Annotated in this window: 23 protein-coding genes and 1 pseudogene; 21 read left to right on the plus strand and 3 right to left on the minus strand. The window is 59.5% G+C overall.

Annotated features, from left to right (window positions below):
* The first annotated feature begins 63 nt into the window (after positions 1 to 63).
* The 8 genes from eat to M1E16_RS24145 all read left to right on the plus strand — a co-directional run bounded on the left by eat (position 64) and on the right by M1E16_RS24145 (position 8,014).
* The gene (eat, locus tag M1E16_RS24110; protein WP_434698960.1) at positions 64 to 1,512 is read left to right on the plus strand and encodes an ethanolamine permease; all 1,449 of its coding nucleotides are present in this window, start codon (positions 64 to 66) and stop codon (positions 1,510 to 1,512) included.
* A gap of 57 nt (positions 1,513 to 1,569) precedes the next feature.
* Positions 1,570 to 2,964 carry an ethanolamine ammonia-lyase subunit EutB gene (locus M1E16_RS24115; protein WP_434696707.1) on the plus strand — a complete coding sequence of 465 codons (1,395 nt, stop codon included), beginning with the start codon at positions 1,570 to 1,572 and terminating at the stop codon, positions 2,962 to 2,964.
* A 24-nt stretch (positions 2,965 to 2,988) separates the two neighbouring features.
* Complete coding sequence (gene eutC, locus M1E16_RS24120; RefSeq protein ID WP_434696705.1) at positions 2,989 to 3,813, plus strand: ethanolamine ammonia-lyase subunit EutC; 825 nt, start codon at positions 2,989 to 2,991, stop codon at positions 3,811 to 3,813.
* A 106-nt stretch (positions 3,814 to 3,919) separates the two neighbouring features.
* Positions 3,920 to 4,381: a GNAT family N-acetyltransferase gene (locus tag M1E16_RS24125; RefSeq protein WP_186641436.1), complete on the plus strand. Its 462-nt coding sequence runs from the start codon at positions 3,920 to 3,922 to the stop codon at positions 4,379 to 4,381.
* A 437-nt stretch (positions 4,382 to 4,818) separates the two neighbouring features.
* The gene (locus M1E16_RS24130; RefSeq protein ID WP_434696703.1) at positions 4,819 to 5,475 is read left to right on the plus strand and encodes a DedA family protein; all 657 of its coding nucleotides are present in this window, start codon (positions 4,819 to 4,821) and stop codon (positions 5,473 to 5,475) included.
* A 6-nt stretch (positions 5,476 to 5,481) separates the two neighbouring features.
* Positions 5,482 to 6,294: a M90 family metallopeptidase gene (locus M1E16_RS24135; protein WP_458128559.1), complete on the plus strand. Its 813-nt coding sequence runs from the start codon at positions 5,482 to 5,484 to the stop codon at positions 6,292 to 6,294.
* 255 nt (positions 6,295 to 6,549) lie between these two features.
* The gene (ppa, locus tag M1E16_RS24140) at positions 6,550 to 7,077 is read left to right on the plus strand and encodes an inorganic diphosphatase (protein ID WP_024780093.1); all 528 of its coding nucleotides are present in this window, start codon (positions 6,550 to 6,552) and stop codon (positions 7,075 to 7,077) included.
* Between the two features lie 205 nt (positions 7,078 to 7,282).
* Positions 7,283 to 8,014: a LexA family transcriptional regulator gene (locus M1E16_RS24145; protein WP_458128560.1), complete on the plus strand. Its 732-nt coding sequence runs from the start codon at positions 7,283 to 7,285 to the stop codon at positions 8,012 to 8,014.
* Between the two features lie 454 nt (positions 8,015 to 8,468).
* Here the strand turns inward: M1E16_RS24145 and M1E16_RS24150 are convergent, their stop codons facing one another.
* Complete coding sequence (locus M1E16_RS24150; protein ID WP_458128561.1) at positions 8,469 to 9,584, minus strand: endonuclease NucS domain-containing protein; 1,116 nt, start codon at positions 9,582 to 9,584, stop codon at positions 8,469 to 8,471.
* A 233-nt stretch (positions 9,585 to 9,817) separates the two neighbouring features.
* Between M1E16_RS24150 and M1E16_RS24155 the strand changes: the two are divergent.
* The 3 genes and pseudogenes from M1E16_RS24155 to darG all read left to right on the plus strand — a co-directional run bounded on the left by M1E16_RS24155 (position 9,818) and on the right by darG (position 12,123).
* Positions 9,818 to 10,397: pseudogene (locus M1E16_RS24155) on the plus strand (DarT ssDNA thymidine ADP-ribosyltransferase family protein).
* The gene (darT, locus tag M1E16_RS24160) at positions 10,394 to 11,038 is read left to right on the plus strand and encodes a type II toxin-antitoxin system toxin DNA ADP-ribosyl transferase DarT (protein WP_458128562.1); all 645 of its coding nucleotides are present in this window, start codon (positions 10,394 to 10,396) and stop codon (positions 11,036 to 11,038) included. The pseudogene M1E16_RS24155 and the gene darT overlap by 4 nt, the downstream one beginning before the upstream one ends.
* The gene (darG, locus tag M1E16_RS24165) at positions 11,035 to 12,123 is read left to right on the plus strand and encodes a type II toxin-antitoxin system antitoxin DNA ADP-ribosyl glycohydrolase DarG (RefSeq protein ID WP_458128563.1); all 1,089 of its coding nucleotides are present in this window, start codon (positions 11,035 to 11,037) and stop codon (positions 12,121 to 12,123) included. Before darT ends, darG begins: the two co-directional genes overlap by 4 nt.
* A 118-nt stretch (positions 12,124 to 12,241) precedes the next feature.
* Here darG and M1E16_RS24170 read toward each other — a convergent pair whose 3' ends face one another.
* Entirely contained in the window at positions 12,242 to 12,553 is a 312-nt protein-coding gene (locus M1E16_RS24170; RefSeq protein ID WP_458128564.1) for a DUF6124 family protein, read from the minus strand.
* Positions 12,554 to 13,466: 913 nt separating this feature from the next.
* On the opposite strand from M1E16_RS24170, the gene M1E16_RS24175 reads away from it, so the two are divergent.
* The 4 genes from M1E16_RS24175 to M1E16_RS24190 all read left to right on the plus strand — a co-directional run bounded on the left by M1E16_RS24175 (position 13,467) and on the right by M1E16_RS24190 (position 19,702).
* Positions 13,467 to 18,224 carry an RHS repeat-associated core domain-containing protein gene (locus M1E16_RS24175; protein ID WP_458128565.1) on the plus strand — a complete coding sequence of 1,586 codons (4,758 nt, stop codon included), beginning with the start codon at positions 13,467 to 13,469 and terminating at the stop codon, positions 18,222 to 18,224.
* Positions 18,221 to 18,637, plus strand: a complete 417-nt coding sequence (locus tag M1E16_RS24180; RefSeq protein ID WP_458128566.1) for a hypothetical protein — start codon at positions 18,221 to 18,223, stop codon at positions 18,635 to 18,637. The genes M1E16_RS24175 and M1E16_RS24180 overlap by 4 nt, the downstream gene beginning before the upstream one ends.
* Before the next feature lie 122 nt (positions 18,638 to 18,759).
* A complete protein-coding gene (locus tag M1E16_RS24185) occupies positions 18,760 to 19,140 on the plus strand; it encodes a hypothetical protein (protein ID WP_458128567.1) in 381 nt (126 codons plus the stop codon).
* Between the two features lie 325 nt (positions 19,141 to 19,465).
* Entirely contained in the window at positions 19,466 to 19,702 is a 237-nt protein-coding gene (locus tag M1E16_RS24190; protein ID WP_458128568.1) for a hypothetical protein, read from the plus strand.
* Between the two features lie 13 nt (positions 19,703 to 19,715).
* Here M1E16_RS24190 and M1E16_RS24195 read toward each other — a convergent pair whose 3' ends face one another.
* On the minus strand, positions 19,716 to 20,174 hold the full coding sequence (locus M1E16_RS24195) for a GNAT family N-acetyltransferase (protein WP_458128569.1): 459 nt from the start codon (positions 20,172 to 20,174) through the stop codon (positions 19,716 to 19,718).
* Positions 20,175 to 20,332: 158 nt separating this feature from the next.
* Here M1E16_RS24195 and M1E16_RS24200 point away from each other — a divergent pair, with 158 nt between their 5' ends.
* From M1E16_RS24200 to M1E16_RS24225, 6 genes are all read left to right on the plus strand, one after another.
* The gene (locus tag M1E16_RS24200; protein WP_458128570.1) at positions 20,333 to 20,956 is read left to right on the plus strand and encodes a CDP-alcohol phosphatidyltransferase family protein; all 624 of its coding nucleotides are present in this window, start codon (positions 20,333 to 20,335) and stop codon (positions 20,954 to 20,956) included.
* Positions 20,957 to 20,966: 10 nt separating this feature from the next.
* Complete coding sequence (locus M1E16_RS24205) at positions 20,967 to 22,724, plus strand: bifunctional alpha/beta hydrolase/class I SAM-dependent methyltransferase (protein WP_458128571.1); 1,758 nt, start codon at positions 20,967 to 20,969, stop codon at positions 22,722 to 22,724.
* Positions 22,724 to 24,067: a phosphatase PAP2/dual specificity phosphatase family protein gene (locus M1E16_RS24210; protein ID WP_458128572.1), complete on the plus strand. Its 1,344-nt coding sequence runs from the start codon at positions 22,724 to 22,726 to the stop codon at positions 24,065 to 24,067. The genes M1E16_RS24205 and M1E16_RS24210 overlap by 1 nt, the downstream gene beginning before the upstream one ends.
* Complete coding sequence (locus M1E16_RS24215) at positions 24,057 to 24,521, plus strand: hypothetical protein (protein WP_458128573.1); 465 nt, start codon at positions 24,057 to 24,059, stop codon at positions 24,519 to 24,521. Before M1E16_RS24210 ends, M1E16_RS24215 begins: the two co-directional genes overlap by 11 nt.
* An 86-nt stretch (positions 24,522 to 24,607) precedes the next feature.
* A complete protein-coding gene (locus M1E16_RS24220) occupies positions 24,608 to 25,228 on the plus strand; it encodes a lysophospholipid acyltransferase family protein (protein ID WP_434571559.1) in 621 nt (206 codons plus the stop codon).
* 1 nt (position 25,229) lies between these two features.
* Positions 25,230 to 26,162 carry a phosphatidate cytidylyltransferase gene (locus tag M1E16_RS24225; RefSeq protein ID WP_135847378.1) on the plus strand — a complete coding sequence of 311 codons (933 nt, stop codon included), beginning with the start codon at positions 25,230 to 25,232 and terminating at the stop codon, positions 26,160 to 26,162.
* Positions 26,163 to 26,235: the final 73 nt, after the last annotated feature.

Below are 26,235 nucleotides of genomic sequence, written 5' to 3' on the forward strand. Positions count from 1 at the left end.
ACCGGTTCCAAGAGCAGCCCCGCTCCAACAGGGCCAAAAAACAATAAAAACAGGTAAACCCTTATGCCAAGCGATCATGCAAACCCGCAACCGGCAACGTCCTCGGTCGACTTTGAAAAAGTCGGCTCCGAATATTTCCAACAACGCGAGCTGAAAAAAGGCGCGGCAGGCTGGGTCCTGCTCGTGGGGCTGGGGGTGGCATATGTCATCTCCGGCGACTACGCCGGCTGGAACTTCGGCCTGGCCCAGGGCGGCTGGGGCGGGATGTTCCTCGCCACGCTGCTGATGGCCGCGATGTACTTGTGCATGTGTTTTTCCCTCGCCGAGCTGTCCTCGATGATCCCCACCGCTGGCGGCGGCTACGGCTTTGCCCGCAGCGCATTCGGGCCCTGGGGCGGATTCCTCACCGGCACGGCGATCCTGATCGAATACGCCATCGCCCCGGCGGCGATTGCCGTGTTCATCGGCGCTTATTGCCAATCGCTGTTCGGGATTGGCGGCTGGATGATCTACCTGGCGTTCTACATCATCTTCATCGCCATCCACATATTCGGGGTCGGCGAAGCCCTCAAGCTGATGTTCATTATCACTGCTGTCGCCGCCTTGGCGCTGGGGGTTTTCCTGGTGGCGATGGTGCCGCACTTCAACGTCGCCAACCTGCTGGACATCCCGGTCACCGAGGCCAAGGGCGCCAGCCCGTTCTTGCCCTTCGGCTACGTCGGCGTCTGGGCGGCGATCCCTTACGCGATCTGGTTTTTCCTCGCCGTCGAGGGCGTGCCACTGGCCGCAGAAGAAACCAAGAACCCCAAGCGCGACCTGCCGCGCGGCCTGATTGGCGCCATGCTGGTGCTGGTGGCGTTCGCCCTGCTGATCCTGGTGATCGGCCCCGGCGGCGCAGGCTCCAACGCGCTGATGGCGTCCGGCAACCCACTGGTGGAAGCCCTGGCCAAGGCCTATGGCGGCTCGACCTGGATGGGCAGCTTCGTCAACCTCGTTGGCCTGGCCGGTCTGATTGCCAGTTTCTTCTCGATCATTTACGCCTACTCGCGGCAAATCTTCGCCTTGTCCCGCGCCGGCTACCTGCCGCGCAAACTCTCGGAAACCAATAAAAGCAAAGCACCGGTGTTGGCGCTGGTGATTCCCGGCATCATCGGTTTCGGCCTGTCCCTGACTGGCCAGGGCGACCTGCTGATTCTGGTGGCGGTGTTCGGCGCGACCATTTCGTACGTGCTGATGATGGCCGCGCACATCACCCTGCGCATCCGCCGCCCCAAAATGGACCGGCCATACCGCACGCCGGGCGGCATCTTCACCTCGGGCGTGGCGCTGGTATTGGCTTGCATCGCCGTAGTGGCGGGCTTCCTGGTGGACCCACGAGTAGTGATCGGCGCCGCGATCATCTATGGAGTGTTAATTGCTTACTTTGCTTTCTACAGTCGGCATCACTTGGTAGCAGGTACGCCCGAAGAGGAATTCGCGGCCATTCAAAAAGCCGAAGAAGCCCTGCACTAAGCCGTAACGTGCCGAAAACCACGGCGCCGCCCAGCGGCGCCGTCACGGAGAACCTGTATGGCCAGCTTTGCACACACGGTCGGCGCCCAGACCTACCGCTTCGACAGCCTCAAAGACCTGATGGCCAAGGCCAGCCCGGCGCGTTCCGGGGACTTCCTGGCAGAGATCGCCGCGCTCAATGATGGCGAGCGGGTGGCCGCGCAAATGGCCTTGGCCGACTTGCCACTCAGCCATTTCATGCAGGAAATGCTGATTCCCTACGAGGCTGACGAGGTCACCCGGCTGATCGTCGACACCCATGACAAACAGGCCTTCGCCGCCGTCAGCCACCTAACGGTCGGGGGCTTTCGCGACTGGCTGCTCAGCGACGCCGCCGACGAACACAGCCTGCGGGCGCTGGCTCCCGGGCTGACGCCGGAAATGGTCGCCGCCGTCTCGAAGATCATGCGCGTGCAGGACCTGGTACTGGTTGCACAGAAAATCCGCGTGGTCACCAAATTCCGCGGCACCCTTGGCCTGCGCGGGCGCCTGTCCACTCGCCTGCAACCGAACCATCCGACCGACGAACCCGCCGGCATCGCCGCGAGCATCCTCGACGGCCTGCTCTTCGGCAATGGCGACGCCATGATCGGCATCAACCCGGCCACCGACAGCACGGCCTCGATCTGCGCGATGCTGGAAATGCTCGACGCCATCATCCAGCGCTACGACATCCCGACCCAAGGCTGCGTGCTGACCCACGTCACCACCTCCATCGAGGCGGCAAACCGCGGCGTACCGCTGGATCTGGTGTTCCAGTCCATCGCCGGCACCGAAGCGGCCAACGCCAGTTTCGGCATCAGCCTGAGCCTGTTAAAAGAAGGCTACGAAGCCGGGCTCAGCCTGAAGCGCGGCACCCTCGGCAACAACCTGATGTATTTCGAAACCGGCCAGGGCAGCGCGCTGTCGGCCAACGCCCACCACGGCGTCGATCAACAGACCTGCGAGACCCGGGCCTACGCCGTGGCGCGCCATTTCAACCCGTTCCTGGTGAATACGGTGGTCGGTTTCATCGGTCCGGAATACCTGTACAACGGCAAACAGATCATCCGCGCCGGCCTCGAAGATCATTTCTGCGGCAAGCTCCTGGGCGTGCCGATGGGTTGTGACATCTGCTACACCAACCACGCCGAAGCCGACCAGGACGACATGGACACCCTGCTGACCCTGCTGGGCGTGGCCGGGATCAACTTCATCATGGGCATCCCCGGCTCCGACGACATCATGCTCAACTACCAGACCACCTCGTTCCACGACGCCCTCTACGCCCGCCAGACCCTGGGCCTGAAACCGGCGCCGGAATTCGAGCAATGGCTGGCGAACATGGGCATCTTCACCCAGGCCGATGGTCGGGTGCGGTTCGGTGACAACCTGCCGCCGGCGTTTCGTCACGCCTTGGCGCATTTGGGATGAGCTGCATTTATGAGTGAGTTGCCCATGGATAAAAAACCTGTCGATCCACAAAACCCCTGGCTGAATCTGCGCAACCTGACTCCGGCGCGCATTGCCTTGGGCCGTACCGGCACCAGCCTGCCGACCTCGGCGCAACTGGATTTCCAGTTCGCCCACGCCCAGGCCCGCGACGCCGTGCACCTGGCGTTCGATCACCAGGGCATCCGTGCACAACTCACGGAGCGCGGCCACGAAAGCCTGCTGCTTCACAGCGCGGCGGCAGATCGAAACAGCTATCTGCAGCGTCCGGACCTGGGTCGACGGCTCGACGATGCTTCCGTACAGATCCTGCAGGACTACGCGGCGGCCCACCCGGGCGGCGTGGATTTGGCTATCGTGGTGGCTGACGGCCTGTCGGCGCTGGCGGTGCATCGCCATACGCTGCCGTTCCTGGCGCGACTGGAAGAACAGATCACCGCTGAAGGCTGGTCTGTGTCGCCAATCGTTTTGGTGGAACAAGGCCGGGTGGCCGTGGCCGATGAAGTGGCCGAACGGCTCGGCGCGAAGATGTCGGTGATCCTGATCGGCGAACGCCCCGGCCTCAGCTCCCCCGACAGCCTGGGACTTTATTTCACCTACGCCCCCAAGGTTGGCCTGAACGATGCCTATCGCAACTGCATCTCCAATGTCCGCCTCGAAGGCCTGAGCTACGGCATGGCGGCGCATCGCCTGATCTACCTGATGCGCGAGGCCTGTCGCCGGCAGCTTTCGGGAGTCAATCTGAAGGACGAAGCCCAGGTTCACACTCTAGAGGCGGAAAACGGTGCCGATATGAAAGGTAACTTCCTACTGGCGCCGCCCCCAAGCTGATCCGTTTGGCCAATTGCGTTTTTGATCCGCTTTCAGGCAGCATCTTGGCACGGTAGTCCGCCGTTGTTGTCGGACGCCATGTCGACCCTTGCAGACGAGACCTACCATGCGGATTATCCAAGCGACGCTGGAACACCTGGACCTGCTGACCCCATTGTTCGTCAAATACCGGGAATTCTATGGCTCGTTGCCCTATCCGGACTCGTCCCGGGCGTTCCTCGAAAAACGCCTGCGCCGCAAGGAATCGGTGATCTACCTGGCCCTGCCGGATGACGACGACAGCCGGTTGCTGGGGTTCTGCCAGCTCTACCCAAGCTATTCGTCGCTGTCGCTCAAGCGCGTATGGATCCTCAACGACATCTACGTCGCCGAAGACGCCCGCCGCCAGCTCGTCGCCGACAACCTGATCCGCACCGCAAAAAAAATGGCCAAGGAAACCAACGCCGTGCGCATGCGCGTCTCCACCAGCAGCAACAACGACGTGGCGCAGAAAACCTACGAATCGATCGGCTTCAAGGAAGACACCGAGTTCAAGAACTACGTGTTGCCGATCAGCGAAGGGCTTTGATCCCCTATGGGCTGCCCAAACAGCCCTCGCCTGACTCAGCCCCCCCGTGGCGAGGGAGCTTGCTCCCGCTGGGCTGCGCAGCAGCCCCAATCCAACTGACACAGCACGCCCGTCCTGTGGCGAGGGGATTTATCCCCGCTGGAGCGTGAAGCGGTCCCGACAGCAGGCAACTCGGTTAACCTGGTGACCGCGTGCTCAGGTTTTGGGGCTGCTGCGCAACCCAGCGGGGATAAATCCCCTCGCCACAGGTACTCAATCTCGTCACAAGCTGTTCGCCAGTCTCGAAATCCCCAGCTACAAACTCCCCCCGCTCATCACCCTCCACCCCGTATAATTCCGATCTTCCCGGCTTGTAAGAAAAAGCTGCACACGCTGTAGTCTTACTCCAAGCCAGCCCCACCAGCCCGCAGAGCCGGGCCGCCACCAAGGTGTTATGCATGGATTTCAACCCACTCGACCTCATTCTGCATCTCGACGTCTACCTCGACATGCTGGTGACCAACTACGGGACGTGGATCTACGCCATCCTGTTCCTGGTGATCTTCTGTGAAACCGGCCTGGTAGTGATGCCGTTCCTGCCGGGCGATTCCTTGTTATTCATCGCCGGCGCCGTGGCAGCCGGTGGCGCCATGGACCCGCTGCTGCTCGGGGGCCTGTTGATGCTCGCGGCAATCCTCGGCGACAGCACCAACTACATCATCGGCCGCACCGCCGGCGAGAAGCTGTTCAGCAACCCGAACTCGAAAATCTTCCGCCGCGACTACTTGCAACAGACCCACGACTTCTACGACAAACACGGCGGCAAGACCGTGACCCTGGCGCGCTTCCTGCCGATCATCCGCACCTTCGCGCCCTTCGTCGCCGGCGTCGGCAGAATGCCCTACCCGCGTTTCTTCGGCTTCAGCGTCCTCGGCACTGTGCTCTGGGTCGGTGGCCTGGTGACCCTCGGCTACTTCTTCGGCAACGTGCCCTTCATCAAGCAGAACCTGTCGCTGCTGGTAGTGGGCATCATCCTGCTGTCGCTGCTGCCGATGATCATCGGCCTGGTACGCAGCAAAATGAGCCAGCGCGGCTCGAAAGCCGAGACGCGCTGATCGGCCATGTGGTCTCTCAGCACCTGGCGTCGCCGCCGCACCCTGGCCAAACACCCCGTTGCCGACGAAACCTGGCAGCGGGTGCGCCATCAACTGAGCTTTCTCGACGGTATCAGTGCCGAGGAAGACCGATGGCTGCGTGACGCCAGCGTGCTGTTCCTGCACGACAAACACCTCACCGCCCTGCCCGGCGTCGAACTGCACCAGGAACAACGCCTGTTGCTTGCCGCCCAGGCGCAACTGCCGCTGATGCACCTCGGCGAGTTGAACTGGTACCAGGGCTTCCACGAAATCGTTCTCTACCCGGACGACTTCCTCAGCCCCCAGCGCTACCGCGACGCCAGCGGCATCGAACACGAATGGGACGGCGAACACAGCGGCGAAGCCTGGCCCCAGGGCCCGATCATCCTGGCCTGGGACGGCGTGATGGCGAGCGGCGGCTGGGAAGGCTACAACCTGGTGATCCACGAACTGGCGCACAAACTCGACATGCTCAACGGCGACGCCAACGGCCTGCCGCCGCTGCACGCCGACATGCGCGTCAGCGACTGGGCGCAAGCCATGCAAGAGGCCTTCGACGACCTCAACCGCCAACTCGACCTGAACCCCGACGCAGAAACCGCCATCGATCCCTACGCGGCGGAAAACCCGGCGGAGTTCTTCGCCGTCACCAGCGAATACTTCTTCAGCGCCCCGGACCTGCTGCATCAGGCCTACCCAAAGGTGTACGAACAGCTCAAGGCGTTCTACCGCCAGGACCCGTTGGCCCGGCTGCGGCAACTTCAGGCCGAAGATCCGGTCTATCAGGCGTCATGCTAAGGTCTCTAGGGTTTGTACGAAAAGTCGCCGAGCGGCGATCAGGCAAGGCGAAAACAGGCGAGGAAGCGGAGTTGACTGGTTGTCAATGAGCATTCCGAGCCTGTTTTTAACGCAGCATGATCGTCGCGCAGGCATTTTTCGTACAAAGCCTAAGACCCTGGTAGCGTGGCATCAGCGGCCGAATATGCCTATAATCGCCGCCACTTTTTGGTCAATCCGACCAGTCATCTGGTCAACTAACGGGGGCACCGCCCAATGAGCTACAGCAAGATTCCGGCTGGCAAAGACCTGCCGAACGACATCTACGTCGCGATCGAAATCCCGGCCAACCACGCCCCGATCAAATACGAAATCGACAAAGACAGCGATTGCCTGTTCGTTGACCGTTTCATGGCCACCCCGATGTTCTACCCGGCCAACTACGGTTACATCCCCAACACCCTGGCCGACGACGGCGACCCCCTCGACGTACTGGTCGTGACCCCTTACCCGGTTGCGCCAGGCTCGGTCATCCGCGCCCGTCCTGTTGGCATCCTGAACATGACCGACGACGGCGGCGGGGATGCCAAAGTCATCGCAGTACCACACGACAAACTGTCGCAACTGTATGTCGACGTGAAGGAATACACCGACCTGCCAGCCCTGCTGATCCAGCAGATCGAACACTTCTTCGAGAACTACAAAGACCTCGAAAAAGGCAAGTGGGTCAAGATCGAAGGCTGGGCCGGCGCCGACGCCGCCCGCGAAGCGATCACCAAGTCGGTTGCCGCCTACAAGGGCTGAAACTGCAAGTAAAAGAACCCCGGTATGCACCGGGGTTTTTTTATGCCTTAATGCCGCTTAATACGTGAAAGTATTAACATGGCCGGCGAATTGTTTATTTATGTTTAACTTGCCTAGTTACATTCAGGCAAACGGAAAGATCATCTTATAAATCGGAACGACATGTTTATTGCTGAAAACACAGTCGGCCCTAAACTTTCCGTTTATGAAAATCATATCCAGCGGCGATCGCTTCAGAGCCCTTCTCAAAGAAGCCAACATCCGATCTGTCGACTTCGCCAGGCTTTACGGCGTGAAGTCGCAGCACGTAAACAACTGGTTCAACCGCGGCATCCCGCCGGGGCGCATCCACAACATTGCCCGCATGCTGACCGTCAGCCCTGAATGGCTCGCCAGCGGTGAAGGCCCGCAAACCCCGTTGGGACTCGGCCCGGGCATTACCTACGACGCCGCCGAAACCCAGGGCGTCTACAGCGTGCCGGAAACCCTCGACATTGAACTGCCCTTCCACAAGGAAGCGCCCATCGCTCCCGGCGAAACCACAACGCACATCATCGAAGACCCCGACCAGTCCATCCGTCTGCCCCGCAGCCACCTCGAATCCCTCGACATCAACCCCAACGACGTCATTTGCATCACCATGGTCGGCGACAGCATGGCCGAACGCATCGAAGACAGTTCCACCGTCGCCATCGACCGCGGCCTGACCCAAGTCGTCGACGGCCAGATCTACGCCCTCGAACACGACGGCATGCTCCGCATCAAATACCTGCACCGCATCCCCGGCAACCGACTGCGCCTGCGCAGCCAGAACAGCGCCGCCTACCCCGACGAAGTCTTCAGCGCCGAACAGATCGAAGCCCAGAACATCCGCGTGATCGGCTGGGTCTTCTGGTGGTCCACCCTTTCGAAAAAACGACCGCAGGTGTTCGATTGACCACCCAAGAGCAAGAAATGTGACCGGAGCTTTTGTGGCGAGGGAGCTTGCTCCCGCTGGGCTGCGCAGCAGCCCCCTGCTTTTTACCTGTATTCCGCTAACCCAATGATTCCACACCAATTACTACTGGGATTCCGAAGCAAACCCGCGTATCCTGCGCCCCACATTTGCGAGCCCAAGCCTCGCACCGACAAGGCAGATCACGTTCTGACCAAGTCCCACAGCCGGCCGCAAGAGCCGGATGTACGTTTTGAAGGCTGGTAAGGTTTGTCAAAAACGAACTGAATCAGTCAACGAGAAGCCGGCCATAAGCCGGCTTTTTAATGTCTGAGATCTTTTCCCTCCCTGAGAACACGAATCGAATCGTCTGCGCTGGAAGGGCGAATCTGGAGACCGTTCTTGCTGGTCTGACTCTCCAGTTCCCTAGGGGAACTTTGCCATTTTATGGCCGCCTTTACGGCATGCTCACACCCTCGGCAACAGCCACATCGTCGTAATGCGGAAATCGCTGCTTCAGTCGTTCAATCGTCCACCGCCATTTGGACGTAGTGGGACGGCAAACCGTATTCTGATTACCAAACATTCCGACCTCCCGCACAGCCTGACTTACAGGCACGCTCTGCAGCCATTGAATCGGAACAAAGTACTCGCAGCGCTCCGGATCGTCGACAAACTCAGCGTGATAGGTGGCGCGTTTCGCAACCTCTAGTACCGGCCGTTCTTCGCCATCCTGCATAATTGTGAACTCGTTTGCAGGCGTGGACGCTCCCAAAACACGCCCAACACCGACATAACCTTGCTGGGGAATATTTACCCAGACCCGATCTCCCGGAGAGAGGAGTTGCAAGGTCTTGCTGTACCACGCACCTCCGCCACCAGAAATGAAACCGAACTCCACGGCATCAGCCCATGAGCGCGAGACGGAATCGCCGAACGAACAATAAAACTCTCCGTTCCAGGGCTCGCCGTGCCCTTCACTCGTCGATACGGCGTTCACCTGAGTCTGAACAGGATCGAGTAACCAGGACCGACTCAGCAATTGCTGATCACCCACCTGGAAAACTTGGAAGCAAAGCACGTTGATCGCAATATCCCGCTTGCTGAGGTATTCAACGATTCGCTCGCTGCTGGCGTCCAACTCCGTGGCGACGATGATCAGTTGATGGCTTTTATTCAGATCATCATCATCGAGCACACGACCAAAGCGCGCGAGAAAATCTGCATACAAGCTGCTCCCAGGTCGGAACCGTTGGTAAATCGCCGCGATTTCGTTCTCATGCAGGCTTTCAACCCAAACGGCATAGTCGAGGGCCTGAGCAACGACTTCACGGGGTGTGCGATCTCTTTTGAGCTCAATCAGCACCAGACTTCCATCAGGGGCAATGGCCAGAAGGTCAATGCGACCGCCCATTCCGGTGGATTCTTGCCTGCCTATCAGCATCCATTCCTCAGAGAGGATGCTGGGAGAGCTGATGATCATTTCTTCAAGGAGCTGCTCGCTGGCCAATCGGCTTTGGCGAAGCTTGTTCGGTACAAGACCGACGGTCCAGACGTCCGTTTTGATAGGCAAGTTTTGAGTCCTTTGGGATTTGCGTAACCGAGCGATGAATGGTGATTGCTACCTTGATGACCAGTCAAGACAAGGGAGCGAGCTGCACACCCCAAATTAATGGCAGAACAGCATCACTAATAATGCTTTACTAATTTCTACAGAGTAACGTGCCATTTGCTAGATCTAACAACAATGAGGGGCTTAAGCCTGCTCAGATCCTGAGATTAGATACATGGGTCAAGGAGACCAGCATGTCAGAAGTCAGAAATATCAAGGATCAAAAGCTTCTGTACCACCTTACCTCGGCTGAAAACCTCGACGGGATACTTAGGGAAGGCCTGAAACCTCGGGCTGATCTCACCACATTTACTGACCTAGCCGACAGCGAGATTCTGAAAAAACGCCAAGCCCTTGAGCTTGATCGCTATGTGCCCTTTCACTGGTTTGCTGCAAATCCATTTGACGGAAGCGTGCAGTTCAACAGACCGAAATCAACATTTGTACTGATCTCGGTTTACCGATCACATGCCAAAAAAATGGTTGGAAAATCATTCCTCGCCACCCACTGGCGAATGATGAATTCAGCTACTTGACTACGACCAAGGCTTCGAAGCCATCAACTGGGAGGTCATGGGCACCCGAGATTACCAAGACCACCACTGCAAAAGTATCTGCATGGCAGAGTGCCTCTCGCCCGGCATCGTTCCGCCGAATGATTTTTCAATACTTTTTGTTCCGAATTCTGATGTCGAGGCGCTTTGCACGGAAAAAATGCGGGAGGCCGGTGTTAATGTACGCCTCACCGTGAATCCCGGAATGTTTCGCAAATGATCTACAGCAGACTGAATCCAGAGAAAGCTCTGATTTGGCGTATTGTCCATCGGGAGAACCTGCCTTGGATTCTGGACAACGGTCTGCACTGTGCGAATTCGGGCGTTCAGTCACCGCAGTACGTAAACATCGGCAACGTTGACTTGATCGACAAACGCCGAGCTCGGCACGTTCCCATAGCTCCGGGAGGGGTATTGGCTGACTACGTGCCCTTTTATTTCACGCCCTTCTCTGTGATGATGAAAAACATCCACTCGGGGCGGAGTGTTCAGCAGCGCAGCAATGATGAGATCGTGATCCTGGTCTCCAGCCTGTACCGCATTGAGCAGATGGACCTTCCGTTCGTCTACACGACAGCCCATGCCTACCCTGATTGGACAGACTACTACAGCGACCTGGAGAATCTCGGCCAGATCGATTGGTCTATCATTCAACGACGCGACTTCAAGCGCGATCCTGACGACCCTCGTAAGATGGAGCGGTATCAGGCCGAAGCGCTGATCCATAACCATCTCCCCATTACAGGACTCCTTGGCATCATGTGCTACACCGATGCAATGAAAAACCGCATAGAGCAGGACGTGGCCGTAAGGGGCTTGGCGTTACCTGTTCATGCGCGTCCGGGATGGTTTTTCCAATGATCCGTTTTACCCAAGGCAACCTTTTGGAAGCCAAAACCGAAGCTCTGGTCAACACGGTGAATACCGTGGGCGTGATGGGTAAAGGTATCGCGCTGATGTTCAAAGAGCGCTTCACGGAGAATTACCGCCTGTACTCGGCGGCCTGCAAGGCTGGCGAAGTGGAGACGGGCAAGGTTCACGTGACGGCGGTCAACGAACTGGAAGGGCCACGCTGGATCGTGAACTTCCCGACCAAACGGCACTGGCGATCACCTTCGCAGATGGTGTGGATCACTGAAGGCCTGCACGACCTGCGTCGCTTCCTGATCGAAAACGATGTGAAGTCCGTGGCCGTTCCACCGCTAGGGGCCGGCAACGGTGGTTTGAAGTGGCCCGAGGTTCGCGAGCAGATTGTTGAAGTCTTGAGTGATCTGGATGTCGATGTGCTGGTGTTCGAGCCGTCCAACCAGTATTTGAACGTTGCTAAGCGTAGCGGTGTGGAGAAGCTCACGCCTGCGCGTGCATTGATTGCCGAACTGGTTCGTCGCTACTGGGTTCTGGGTATGGAATGCAGCCTGCTTGAGATTCAGAAGCTTGCCTGGTTTCTTGAGCGCGCTATCGAAAAGCTGCCGAACACCGAGAACCCTCTGAATCTTCAGTTTGTTGCTCATAAATACGGGCCGTACGCCAACCGGCTGGAGCATCTGCTTAATAACCTGGATGGAAGCTATCTGCATTGCGACAAACGTATCAGTGATGCGGGTATCAGCGACGTGATCTGGTTCGATGAAGGGCGCAAAGCGTTCCTACAGACTTATCTCCAGACAGAAGCCAAGGAATACGCCCAGGCTTTGGAACGCACCGCCGAGTTGATCGATGGTTTTGAGTCGCCTTTCGGCATGGAGTTATTGGCGACAGTTGATTGGTTGCTGAGCCAGGAGGGGGTCACCCCGACTGTACCTGCGATTCGCGAGGCGATGAAGCGCTGGAACGGCGGAGCGGGTGCTGCGGCTCGCAAAAGCAGGTTGTTTGATGATCACGCGCTTGGGATCGCGTTAAAGCGGTTGACCACCAGCAGTTTCAGGCCGGAGATGGCGACCTGTTAGGGCCGCGTATATCTCATCTGGACAATCTGAGCGCTCGTCGTTTAGGGGCAATCGGGAGACGCAAAGGTCTTGCCAAGCAAGACCTTTTTTATGCCTGGCGGGCAGCCAACGCCCCGCCCTACCTCATCTCAACAACATCCAAAGCCCGGTTCGCCAACAACTCACTCAGCTCAATCAACTGCAAGATCCCCAACGCGACATGTCGTCGCGAGCCTTCCAGATCGAACGCGAGATCGCTGATCATCGCATTGGCCGAAGCCAGGCTTTCGCTCAGGTTCGCGAGCAGGCACTCCATATCCACATCAGGTGCGACGGTAAATAAGGCGTCGGGCTTGTCGGACGTTTCATCATCGATTTTCTTGTTGCGAGCAGACTGAGCGCGAGACTCATGTCCCTCTGTAGCTGGGGAGTTCGGTGTAATTTTTGCCATGACTTAGGTTCCTGTAAGTGACGCTGCAACCACCTCGCGACTAAACGAGAGGGCGGCAGCTGTACGCAGGTTAGTCGACCGGTGAACCTAAGAATCCCGGCGCGCCCGGGGGCGCCCTGCGCACAGCCACCATCATTACAGGAACAGCAAAGCCTGTCCGACGGGGACTTGGTACGCCTTAGGTTGAGACGGGCGACTAAACCCGATCACTGATGAGCAGTGACAGGACCCAAGCTACCGACCAACCCCAAGCCGCACAAGCCGGCCGATTCTGGCGTAGTCGTAGGCAAAGGCGCAAGGCTGCGTCGGCTGCATCTTGGAATTGTGCCGGGCTGGTGATTCGTCTGTAGCCTGCTGATCCATTTGGCTGGATAACCCGCTATCGCGAACAGGCTCGCTCCCACGGCGGAACTTGTATGAATATGTCGCTGCTGGCGACATGACGACAGAACGTGTCGCTGAAATCCAGAAATGGCGACACGTCATCCATATCTGCCGGTATAGCGGAGCGACGCTGCGATTGCGGCAAATTGTGCAAGGGGTACTTGCACAATTTACTGTTGGCGCTCCTGGCAAGCCCCCCGAATCTAGGATCTTGTACGCCTTAGGCTGAGACGAGCAACTAAATCCGATCACTGTTGGCAGCGACAGGACCCAAGCTACTGCCCCTCCCAAAAAACGCACAAGGCGACGCAGTTGTAAGCAATGGCGCAAGACAGCGTCAGCCCCTTCCAGATCCCACGAGCCTGATAAACCCCCTCGGCTGAGTCGCCTCCATTCAGCATTCGGCCTGCCCCCGACAACGCAGTGCCAATTAAAGAAACGCCCTACACGCGCTGCTTCTTTTCCTGACTTATTTCCTTTGCCACCCCCGGCAAAGTCTCGCGTCTACCCTGCGCCGCGAGATGCCTGCATGCCCTTCTACGAGAAAATCCTTGCCCAGGGCAACGTCATTGGCTCGCTGGTAATGGCGGCCATGGACTCGGACCAACCCGATGTCGAACGGGTGCTGAAGGATTTCCGCCAGTGCCTGAGCGACTACGACACCTGGGCGGAAGATTTCTGGGCCGGCCGGACGCTGGGCATCAAGCAGGCGTTCAAGGTGGGCGACGAGGTCGCGCTGGCGCCTGCAAGAACCGGCGGCAAGCAGGTCAGTTCTCTGGTGGCGCGGTGTCCGGCGCAGGGCCCGTTGACGCTGGTGCATATGTTCCAGGCCTCGCGTTTCGTGCCGATCGGCGACACGCCGGTGATGCTGGAGCCAATCCTTGGCGGCGAGCCGGGGAAGGAAACGTTTGGCGAGGCGGTGCGTCACGACATCGGCCCCAGCGGCATCTTGGAAATACCTGAATGCGACCGCGGCCGGCGGTACCGCATTACCTTTTTTCCTGATCTGACGACCGTTCACGTCAAGGCGCTGTACGCGTCCTACCAGCAGGTGATTGTCGAGCTCGAAGGCTGGCTGAAAGCCGAGTGGAACGAGTTTCAACCACTGTGGAAGGAATTTTCCGAAAGCAGTTTCCTCAAGCGCGTCGACGTATTGCAGCAGGCTCAGTTGCGCGGTTTTGAAAACGCTCTGCATGGGCTATGGGACGACATCAAGCAGGTCTTCGATCTGTTGGCGGACCTGCAGGCCAATAGCGAAAAGTTGCTGGAGTACCTCACCGAGCTCGAGCTTGAGCAGCTGCTGAAAGCCCCGGCAGAGGCGATAGCCAAAGCCTTGATGATCTTGAGCGACGAGCCGTTGCTCTTGGTCTACACGGCGGCCTTCACCAGTTGGCTGCGGATGTTGCCGCCGCAGTACATGGCTGAAGTCATGGGCGAAATACGCGCCGCCATTCTGATCAACTTTCTGTTGGCGCGTTTTACTGGCGGCCTGGGTCTGGGTCTGCGCCTGACCGGCAAAGTGTTGCGCCATGTCCGCTCGGAACGCGCCCGCGAGTGGTTGCAGGCATCCAGCCAGCGATTGGGCCAACTCGGCGGCGGCAGCCTCGACAAACATGCCGATGTACTGAAACCGCTGGTGATCGGTGGCCGAGGGCCGTCGGTGGGGCCGGCGCCCGTCACGCCGTTGCAGATCACCACGGGGTCGGTGCCGCTGTCGGTCAGACGTCCGGTCCCGATCGTGCGGGAAAAATCCCAGCCTGCTTCACGACTGAGCAAGTACGAACCCCACGACGACGCCCCGACCCCCTCGAAAAACCCCAACGGCGACCCCGCCGACAGCGCCGCCCAGACCCGCACCGACGGCTGCCCGGTGTCGATGGTCACTGGCGAGGAACTGCTGACCCTGGAGGACGGCACCCTCGACGGGCGCTTGCCGTTCGTCTTCACCCGTCTCTATCGCACCAGCGCCGCCGAGCTGGACATCGGCCTCGGCCGTGGCTGGAGCCATGGCCTGGCCCATCGCTTGGTGATCGAGGGCGAGCAGGTGACCTGGATCGACCAGGAAAACCGCCGCACCACCTTTCCTCGCCCCAGCCTGCGGCGCCCGGCGATCCACAACAGCCTGGCCCGCGCGGCGATCTACCTGAGCCGCGAGCCGGACGAACTGATCATCGCCCAGCCCGGCGAAGACGCCCCTTTCCTGCACTTTCGCGACGGTCATCTGACGGCGCTGAGCGATCGGTACGACAACCGCCTGACCGTCCAGCGCAACATCTACGGCGACATCAGCCGCCTGGACAACGGCGCCCGGCGCGGCCTGCGGTTGCGCTATGAGCATCGCCACCTGGTCGCCATCGACTATCAGAGCTTTGACCCGCAACAGCATCCGGACGAAGCCTGGCGCACCGAACAGACGCTGGTGACCTACCGCTACGACGGCCGTTTCCGACTGATCGAGGCGACCAATGCCGCCGGCGAAAGCGAGCGCTACGACTACGACGACCAGCACGTCATCCTCCAGCGGCAACTGGCCGGCGGCGCGAGTTTCTACTGGGAATGGCAAGGCCTCGGCCCGGCGGCGCGCTGCGTGCGGCACTGGGCGTCGTTCGCGCAGATGGACAGCCACTACAGCTGGGGCGAGGACGGCAGCGTCACGGTCCGGCATCTGGACGGCAGCCAGGAAGTGTACGTCCACGACGATCGCGCACGGTTGGTGCGCCAGGTCGATCCCGTTGGCGGCGAACAGCTCAAGGCTTATGACGAGCAGGGTCGGCTGACCGCCGAGCAGGATCCGCTGGGCGCGGTCACCGAATACCGCTACGACGAAGCCGGACGGCTGGTGGCGCTGATTCCGCCTGAAGGCGAGCCGACGTCCTACGAATACCGCAACGGTTTCCTGCACGCCCGACAGCGCGGCAAAGCCGTGTGGACCTACCGGCGCAATGCCCAAGGCGATGTGATCGAGGCCTTCGACCCGGATCGTCACAGCACCCGGTACGCCTATGACGCCCAGGGGCAACTGCTCTCGATCCGCTATCCGGACGGCGGCACCCATCATTTTGTCCGCAATAGCCAGGGCCAGCTGACTGAAGAAACCCTGCCCGACGACAGCCAGCGGAGTTTTTCCTACGATACGTTGGGGCGTCTGCTGACCCGCAAGGACGAACATGGTGCGATCACCCATTACCAGTGGGATGCCGTCGGCCGCTTGCTGCAAACCACCCTGCCCACCGGCGCCACTCGCGCCTGGAGCTACAACGCCTACGGCAAGGTCACCGCCGAACGCGACGAACTGGGGCGCATCACCCGCTACGAATACGCCGACGACCTGCACCTGATCAGCCGGCGGCTCAATCCCGATGGCAGCGAACTGAAGTATCGCTACGACTCGGCGCGGCTGCTGCTCACCGAAATCGAGAACGAATCCGGCGAAAAATATCAGCTGGCCTACACGCCCAACGGATTGATCCGACAGGAAACCGGCTTCGACGGCCAGCGCACCGGCTACGCCTACGACCTCAACGGCCACCTGCTGGAAAAGACCGAGTTCGGTGCCGATGGCAGCCAGCGGCTCACCGCTTATCAGCGCGACAGCGCTGGCCGCCTGTTGCGCAAGACCTTGCCCGACGGCAAACCGGTCGAGTACCGCTACGACGCCCTCGGCCGGCTGGTCAGCGTCGACGACGGCCACTGGCCGCTGGCCTACGAATACGACAACCAGGACCGCCTCGTCGCCGAACACCAGGGCTGGGCCACCCTGCACTATCGCTACGACGAGGCCGGCCGGCTGACCTACTGCCGCCTGCCCGACCGCAGCACCCTCAATTACCGCCACCTCTATGGCGGCGCGCTGCTGGCCATCGACCTCAACGGCCAGTGCCTGACCGAACACCGCTTCACCGGCACCCGCGAGCGCCAGCGCCAGCAAGGCCTGCTGCTCAGCGACTACAGCTACGACGAACAGGGCCGCCTCAAAGCCCAGACCGTGTGGCAGACCCAGCAGAAACAACTGTTCTGGCGCGACTATTCCTACAGCGCCAACGGCAACCTCGCCACGCTGTCCGACACCCGAAACCGACGCGCCTACCACTACGACCCGCAAGATCGCCTGCTGCGTATCGACTACGCCCACAGCCAGCCCCCCGAGCACTTTTCCCACGATCCGGCCGGCAACCTGCTGCTGCACGACCGCCCCGGCCCGACCACGCTCAAGGGCAACCGCCTGCTGATGGAGGGCGACCGCCACTACGACTACGACGCCTACGGCAACCTGGTCCGCGAACGCCGCGGCAAAGCCCAGTGCCTGGTCACCGAATACCGCTACGACAGCCAGCACCGCCTCATCGGCCTCACCACCTCGGAAGGCAACGATACGTCCTACCGCTACGACGCCTTCGGCCGACGCATTGAAAAGACTGTGGACGGCCAGACCACCGAATTCATCTGGCAAGGCGACCAGCTCATCGCCGAAAGCAGCGACCACCATTATCAAAGCTACGTCTACGAGCCTGGCACCTTCCGCCCCCTCGCCCTGCTCGAAGGCCAAGGCCCAAAAAACGCCACGCCGTTCTACTACCACAACGACCACCTCGGCACACCGCAGGAACTGACCAGCCACCAAGGCGAAATCGTCTGGGCGGCGCGCTACACCGGCTATGGCAAACTCACCAAACTGGCCCACGGCCCCGGCAAACAACTGACCCAACCGCTGCGTTTCCAAGGCCAATACCACGATTTGGAAAGCGGCCTGCACTACAACCGGCACCGGTACTACAATCCGGACACGGGGCGGTATCTCACGCCTGACCCGAGCAAGTTGGCGGGAGGGCTCAATGGGTACCGGTACACCCTGAACCCGACGGGGTGGGTGGATCCGTTGGGGTTGGAAGGTTGCCCGGGGGATGGGTGTAAAAAGCCGGCGGTTGGCGAGCAGGATCCGGCGGCTAAGGTTGGAGTGGATGAGGGTGAGCCATCACCTCCGGCACCACCAAAACCAGACAAATGGAGTCGTGACCCAAAAAGTATTCAAGATGAAATGACACTAGAGCACGCAAAAAAAGGCGGAGGAGATCGGATCATGACAGGTCTAAAGGACCCGAACTTCAAAGGAATGGAAAAGTGGGAGCTGAAAACAAAGTCCTATAACGGAAACGACTCCGTAGTTCATTACGTCCGGGATCCTAGCACAGGCAAACTAATGGATTTCAAGTTCACTAACCATAGTCACGACAATATAAAACCTTGGGGGAACGACCCATCGGTACCACCCGGAGACATTAAAAAATGAAAGCCAAGTGTAAAATAGACAACTTATACAATAGCCTGCTTTCATTGGAGACGCTAGCACGCCTAAAACAATATATCTCTCGCCCTGATGGCGAGCTGAATTTGGAAAAAGACAAAGAATACGTCGTCTACGGCATAGAATTCTGGGACAACTGCCCTTGGCTATATATATGCCGCGACAACTACGAGAAATACCCAGTCCCCGTTGCCGCGGATTTTTTTGAGATCACTGACAAACGTCTCTCAAGCCACTGGCAGCTTAACTTCAAAGAAGCTAGCAATAGCGAAAATCAGACTCAACTGGTTTTTCCTGAATGGGCTATTGATGAATTTTTCTACGAAAACCTTATCTCAGGCGATGATCACGCTGAGGCCGTTTTCAAAAGATATAGAAAAATTTTGGACGCAGAATAGCTAGGACCGCGTGTTGGTGAGTATTTTAGGCAGGCAGCCCCATAACATAAAAATACAACTTGAAAGGAACGGCAATTAACGTTGACAACACGTAGTCCGAGTTCCTCTAGGAAAGATAACAAATGAAAGTAAAAATAAATTCGGTAAGGAAAACCGTCAGCCATTTGCATGTTACCTTTTCGACAGCTATTGGTACTGGAGCGGCTACCTGGAAAGACGGGATACCCGCAGCAGGAGAGGAATGGGAAGTCGAACTAGAGATTAAAGATGAGTTCGTGTATGGCGAAAATGCCAAAGACGCTAATGAATCTTATTCTTTATCAATGAAAAAGGAAGTGATCAACCTTAATGCTCAGCTGATTTCAATTGCCGAGGATGGAACAGCCATAATTGATATAAACGGAACAAAAGTTATGATTGATTTGATTGGCTGCCCTTCAAACCCACCCCGATTCATACATTTCAGTTTCAGAGGCTTGAACCTATATCCCGCCCACTTATGAAAATTTTGCCTAGCCCTCACTGCGAACCACTCGTAGGCTTGGAGCAACTTTAGTTACTGCCCTAACTATAGTTGCAAAGCCGACTTGGCAAGATATAAATACCGCTTAACTGTAAAAGTGCGCTTACCGGCACCAGCGCCAGATCAGTTAAATTGATTCCAGCTCACACACCGCCATCGCGAGCAAGCTCGCTCCCACAAGGGAGCACCTAAATCCAGATGCCTACTCCAAGCCGATCATCGCGTTCGACTGTGCAAAAACGGAACCCAATCCCAACGCGCCCCTCAATCCCAGAGAGACCACGTATCACTCGGAGCGCCCAGCCATGAACCACCCCACCCTGACCTTCGCCCAACTCCACCTCGGCGATCGCTTCACCCAACCCGCCGATCACCGCCTGTTCACCAAACTCACCGAAAACACCGCCCGTGAGCACAGCGTGCATTCGATCAATCTGAAAGAGGAAGGCTTCGGCTACACCGAAGACCCCATCGAAACGTTGTCCGGGGATGCCCCGGTCGAGTACGTCCCGGTCGGCGGGCCGCTGCGTGCTGGGGGCTAGCGCTTATAAAAAATCATAAACACCGTGCCATGAGCCATTGCTCTTTGCCCCAAGCCTCGAAGCGCTCCAGCACTTCCCAGCCCTGCCTGGCGTAATAGTCCCGTTGGCTGTGGGTGTGTAGGAACAAGGTGGTATAGCCTGCCTCTTTCGCATGGCTACAGATGCCGTCGATCAACTGCGCCGCAAGCCCTCTGCGGCGGGCATTCGGGCTGGTGAATACGCAAGCAAGCCAAGGGCCGAGATCGGGGCGCTCAGGTAGATCGTCTCCCGCCAGCGAGGCGCCGCCCAACAACTGGTCGTGTTCCAAGGCGATCAGGCATTTCCAGCGGCCATCGCGTTGCCCCGCTGCAAACTCTTCCTGCCAACTGGCGAGCGACTGCTGCGCAAATTCGTAGTTGAACTCTCGATAAAGCCACTCGGCCATCAGGTTGCATTTATCCATGTGGTTGATGAGCCAATCCACTCGCAGCATTTCAGCAGTCCTTTTGTAGTCGGTTTTCCAGCGCAAACACCCGCGCAGATGCCTACCCGCGCGCATTCCCAGTAAATACCCACCTGCAACGCCTCAACCTATCGTAATCTCGCATCTGCACAAGCCCTGCCCCGAATCCGGCCGAGATCCCATTTCAAATGCCTTCCATTTATCAACTCAAACCCGCCTTCCAGAATTTGCTTCGCCCCACCGTCCAACGTCTTTACAACAAGGGTGTCACCGCCAACCAGGTCACGCTCCTGGCGGGTGCTGTGTCGGTGTTGGTGGGGGCGGTGATTGCGTGGTTCGCCAGTCATCCGTGGGTTTTTATCCTCGTGCCGGTCTGGATGTTCTTGCGCATGGCCTTGAACGCGGTGGATGGCATGCTGGCGCGGGAGTTTGGCCAGCAATCGAATCTGGGCGCGTACCTCAATGAGCTATGCGATATCATCGCCGACGCTGCCTTGATCCTGCCTTTTGCCTTGTTTGCCGATACCAGCCTGCTGCTCGTGTTGTTGGTCACGCTGTTGGCGTTGTTCAGCGAATACGCCGGCGTGCTGGGGGCGATGGTCGGGGCTTCGCGGCGTTATGACGGGCCGATGGGCAAGAGTGATCGCGCCTTTGTGTTCGGCGTGCTCGCGACCGGTATTGCCTTGGGTTGGCTCGGGGCGCTGTGGGTTGGTGGTGTGATGGCGGTGGTTGCCGCCCTGCTGGTTTATACCTTGGTCAATCGGGTCCGTCATGGCCTGAGTCAGGTGTCGGAAAACGCTCCCTCAGCATAAGGAAGTTGCAATGCGCGAAGCCCAGGAACTGACGTTCACCACCCACGATGGCGTGGAGTTGTTCTACCGGCACTGGCCGGCTGTCGAGGCCGCGACGGGTGAACCCCGTCAGGCTGTGTTGTTGTTTCACCGCGGCCATGAACACTCCGGGCGCATCGCGCATCTGGTGGATGAGCTGGATCTGCCCGGGTTCGAGTTTTTCGCCTGGGACGCACGCGGCCACGGCCAGTCGCCTGGCGAACGCGGCGACAGCCCGAGTTTTGCCACCAGCGCGCGGGATGTGCAGACCTTTTGTGACCACATCGGCGCAACGCACCAGATCGACGAACAGAACATCGCCGTGGTGGCGCAAAGCGTCGGTGCGGTGATCGCATCCACCTGGGTCCACGATTACGCACCGCGCATTCGCTCGCTGGTGTTGGCGTCGCCGGCCTTCAAGGTCAAGCTCTACGTGCCGTTTGCCCGTCCGGGCCTGGCATTGATGCGCAAGTTCCGTGGCAACTTTTTCGTCAACAGCTACGTCAAGGCGAAGTTCCTCAGTCATGACCCGGAGCGGGTGGCGTCCTACGACAGCGATCCGCTGATCACCAAGGCCATTTCGGTGAATGTGCTACTGGGCCTGTACGAAGCCGCCGATCGGGTTGTCGCCGACGCGCAGGCAATCCAGGTGCCGACGCAGCTGTTGATCTCCGGTTCCGACTTTGTGGTGCATCGCAAACCCCAGGAGCAGTTCTTCGAGCGGCTGGGCAGCCTGCAAAAGGAAAAACACATCCTGCCGGGTTTCTTCCACGACACCCTCGGCGAGAAAAATCGCGCACCGGCGATTGCCAGTGCCCGACGCTTCATCCTGCAAAATTTTGCCCGACCGCTGGAGCGCCCTTCCCTGCTGGACGCCGATCGCCTGGGCGTGACCTGCGCCGAAGCCGAAACCCTGGCCACGCCGTTGCCCCACAACTCGTTGCGCGATCTTTACTGGCGCATGACCCGCGCCAGCATGCGTTTTGGCAGCAAGTTGTCCGCCGGGGTAAAGCTGGGCTTCGACACCGGATTCGACTCCGGCAGTACCCTGGATTACGTCTATCGCAACCGGCCCACCGGCACGTCTGCGCTGGGCAAGATGATCGACCAGAACTACCTGAACTCCATCGGCTGGCGTGGCATTCGCCAACGCAAGTTGCACGTCGAAGAATTGCTGCGCCTGGCGATGGGCAAATTGCGCAAGCAGGACCGCGAAGTGCGCATCGTCGACATCGCCGCCGGACACGGCCGTTACATTCTCGAGGCGCTGCAAGGCGTCAGCCCGTTGCCGGAGTCGATCCTGCTGCGCGACTACAGCGACATCAACGTGCGCGACGGCAGTGCGCTGATCGTTGAAAAAGGTTTGGGCGATATCGCTCGATTCGTCAAAGGCGATGCCTTCGACCGTCAGGATCTCGCAGCCCTGGAACCCAAGCCGACCCTCGCCGTGGTGTCGGGCCTGTATGAGTTGTTCGCCGATAACCAGATGGTCGCGAGCTCTCTGGCCGGCCTGGCCGAAGCGGTCGAGCCCGGTGGTTTCCTGGTCTACACCGGCCAGCCGTGGCACCCGCAGCTGGAATTGATCGCCCGCGCCCTGACCAGCCACCGCGCTGGCCAGGCCTGGGTGATGCGTCGGCGCACTCAAGCGGAAATGGACCAACTGGTTGAGGCGGCGGGTTTCCGCAAGATCACCCTGCGGGTCGATGAGTGGGGCATCTTCAGCGTTTCGCTGGCTCAGCGAGTCCAGTAATGAGCGCGGTCATTGCTCCGGTTCGCGAACCCGCGCTGCTGAAAGCGGCGGTGCTCTGGCTGCTGTTGCTGGCACCGCTGTTCTTCAGCACCTACGGCTTCGCCACCTGGGTCACGTCCCAGCGTGACGATGTCGGCACGCTGGTGTTCGCTTGGGAAAGCCACATGCCGTTCCTGGCCTGGACGATCGTGCCGTACTGGTCGATCGACTTGTTGTACGGCCTGTCCCTGCTGCTGCCCAACAGCCGCGACGAACTGAAGCGCCACGCCCTGCGCCTGCTCACGGCTCAGGTGATTGCCGTCAGTTGCTTCCTGCTCTGGCCGCTGACGTTCACCTTTCCCCGGCCGGAAATGGACGGGGTGTTCGGCTGGATGTTCGACGTGCTGGCCGGCTTCGACAAGCCGTTCAACCAGGCGCCGTCCCTGCACATCGCGCTGCTGGTGGTGCTCTGGGTCTGCTATCAACGTCATCTGCAAGGCTTCTGGCGCTGGTTGATGCACAGCTGGTTCGCCTTGATTGGCGTGTCGGTGCTGACCACTTACCAACACCATTTTGTCGACGTGCCCACCGGTGCGTTGGCCGGTTGGTTGTGCGTCTGGCTGTGGCCGCTGGACCGACCGAGTCCACTGCGAAGTGCACGCCTGACGCGCGACCCGGCGCGCCTGCGACTGGCCTTGCGTTATGGCGTGGGCGCCGCAGTGTTCTTCACGTTGGCGTTCGCCTTCGGCGGCGCGTGCCTCTGGCTGATCTGGCCGGCGGTCGCGGTGCTCATGGTGGCGTTGAATTACCTGGCGTTTGGCGCCAGTGGCTTCCAGAAGCGTGAAGATGGCCGGCTGAGCCCGGCGGTGCGCTGGTTGCTGGCGCCCTATCTGGCGGCGGCGTGGATCAACTCCCGCGTGTGGACGCGCAAACATCCGCAGCCGGATCAGGTGGAGGATGACGTCTGGCTCGGTCGGATTCCTACGTCGGCAGAACTGCGGGACCACTCGTTCAACGCCGTGCTCGACCTTTGCGCGGAACTGTCCATGGACAGCTCAGGCATCGCCTATCGCACCTTGCCGGTGCTCGACCTCAGCGCACCGACCGCCGAACAATGCCTGAGCGCCGCGCAAACCCTCGAACACCTGCGCCAGCACGGGCCGGTACTGGTCTGCTGCGCCTTGGGTTATTCACGTAGCGCCACCGTCGTGGCGGCGTGGTTGCTGCACAGCGGTCGGGCCGACAGTGTCGAGGCGGCCATCGCCCGGATCCGCCGCGCCCGCCCGGGTGTCGTATTGCACCCGGCGCATCGCCAGGCGCTGGAACAGATGTCCACAGGTTCAGGGAGTCGTCATGAGCAGTGACATGGAACTGCATACCGTGGCGAGCCTGCTGCGCCGCGGTCATTCGCTGGACCAGCTCTCCACCGGACTGACCTTGCTCGCGGCGCTGATCGGCCTGGGCCAATGGCTGGCGGGCAGCATCGATCCATGGCTGCTGTTGCTGAGCTTCGGCGTGTTCGTCCTCGGCCTGCAGGAAAAATATCTGGCGTTTCGCGTGGCCTTTGATGCCGATCTGTTTCAGATCGTCGCGGATGCTGGCAAGCCGCTTACCGAACGCACCCAGGCGCTGGACGCCGCCCTCGCCAACCTCGGCCTGCAACCGGTCGAGCGTGGCGGGCGGTCATGGCCCGAGCGCAGCCACGGTTCCATGCGCCTGCTTCGCCGCCAAGCCTGGCTGGTGGCGACGCAAGCGCTGTTGACGGTGAGCTTCGTATTGGCGAGCCCCTGGCTGGTTTACTCGGGTCTGGGTGTTTAAAAACAGCAGGTGAATGGCTTTTGTGGCGATGGTTTGTCAGCTATAGAAGTCGCATAAAACCAAAGCTTTCAGGACAAGGAATCCTCATGTTCGAACCCGTGGTCGCCAACCTCATCACCTCCGCCGCGCGGATGGTCACCGGTGCTCGCAGCCTGTGGCTCGGCTGCGCGCCCACGCCGGTGCAGCGGATCTATTTCGCCAACCACAGCAGCCACGGCGACTTCGTGCTGCTCTGGGCCTCGCTACCGCCGGCGCTGCGCAAACTGACTCGGCCCGTCGCTGGCGCCGACTATTGGCAAACCAGCCCGATGCGCCGCTACATCATCAACCGGGTGTTCAACGGCGTGCTGGTGGATCGCGAGCGCAAGGACCCTTCCTACAGCCCATTGCAGCCAATGCTCGATGCGCTGGAGAACGGCGACTCGCTGATCATCTTCCCCGAGGGCACGCGTAACCCGGATGAAGGCCTGCTGCCGTTCAAGAGCGGGATCTACCACCTGATGAAAAGCCACCCCGAGGTCGAGGTGATCCCGGTGTGGATCGCCAACCTCAACCGCGTCATGCCCAAGGGCCGCGTATTGCCCTTGCCGCTGCTGTGCACCACCAGTTTCGGCGCGCCGCTGTGCATCGAAGAAGGCGAAAGCAAAGAGCAATTCCTTGAACGCAGCCGCGCCGCACTGCTGGCGCTGGCCCCGGAGCACGTCTGACATGGATCGATATACCCTGATGTTGTTTGGCGGGATCGGCGCGATTCTGCTGCTGGCTTCGCTGGTCGGTTTTATTCTCAAGCTGCGGACCAAAGGCGCACCGAACTCGGTCATCGAGAACCTCAATGCGCGGATAAATGCCTGGTGGATCATGGTGCTGGTGATCGGCATCGCGTTCTGGCTGGGCAACGCGGCGGTGATCCTGTTGTTCTACGCCGTGTCGTTCTACGCGCTGCGGGAATTTCTCACACTGACGCCCACCCGGCGCAGCGATTACCCAGCCTTGGTGGCGGCGTTCTACCTGGCGCTGCCGCTGCAATACTTGCTGATCTATTACGACTGGTACGGGCTGTTTTCGATCTTCATTCCGGTGTACGTGTTCCTGCTGCTGCCGATCCTCGCGTCCCTTGGCGGCGACAGCACGCACTTCCTGGAACGCGCCTCCAAAGTCCAGTGGGGCTTGATGATCGCGGTGTTCTGCATCTCCTTTGTACCGGCGTTGCTGACCTTGGACATTGCCGGTTTCGAAGGGCGCAACCTGCTCTTGATCGCCTATCTGGTAATCGTGGTGCAATTGTCGGATGTGTTGCAGTACGTGTGCGGCAAGTTGTTCGGCAAGCACAAGATCGCACCGAACCTGTCACCGTCGAAAACCGTCGAGGGCTTTGTCGGTGGCATTTTCCTGGCCTCGCTGATTGGCGGCGCGTTGTGGTGGATCACCCCGTTCAACCCATGGCAGTCGTTCCTCATTGCCTTGCTGATCAACCTGCTGGGGTTTGCCGGCGGCATCGTCATGTCGGCGATCAAGCGCGACCGAGGCGTCAAGGATTGGGGGCACATGATCGAAGGCCACGGCGGCATGCTCGACCGCTTGGATTCGGTGTGCTTCGCCGCACCAATCTTCTTTCATCTGGTTCGGTACTGGTGGACTTGAGATAACTGACATACCGCACACCCCTGTGGGAGCTCGCTCCCATAGGGGGGCAACGCTTGGCCCAAAGCTAGGT

The sequence above is a fragment of the Pseudomonas sp. Z2-11 genome (assembly GCF_054161305.1).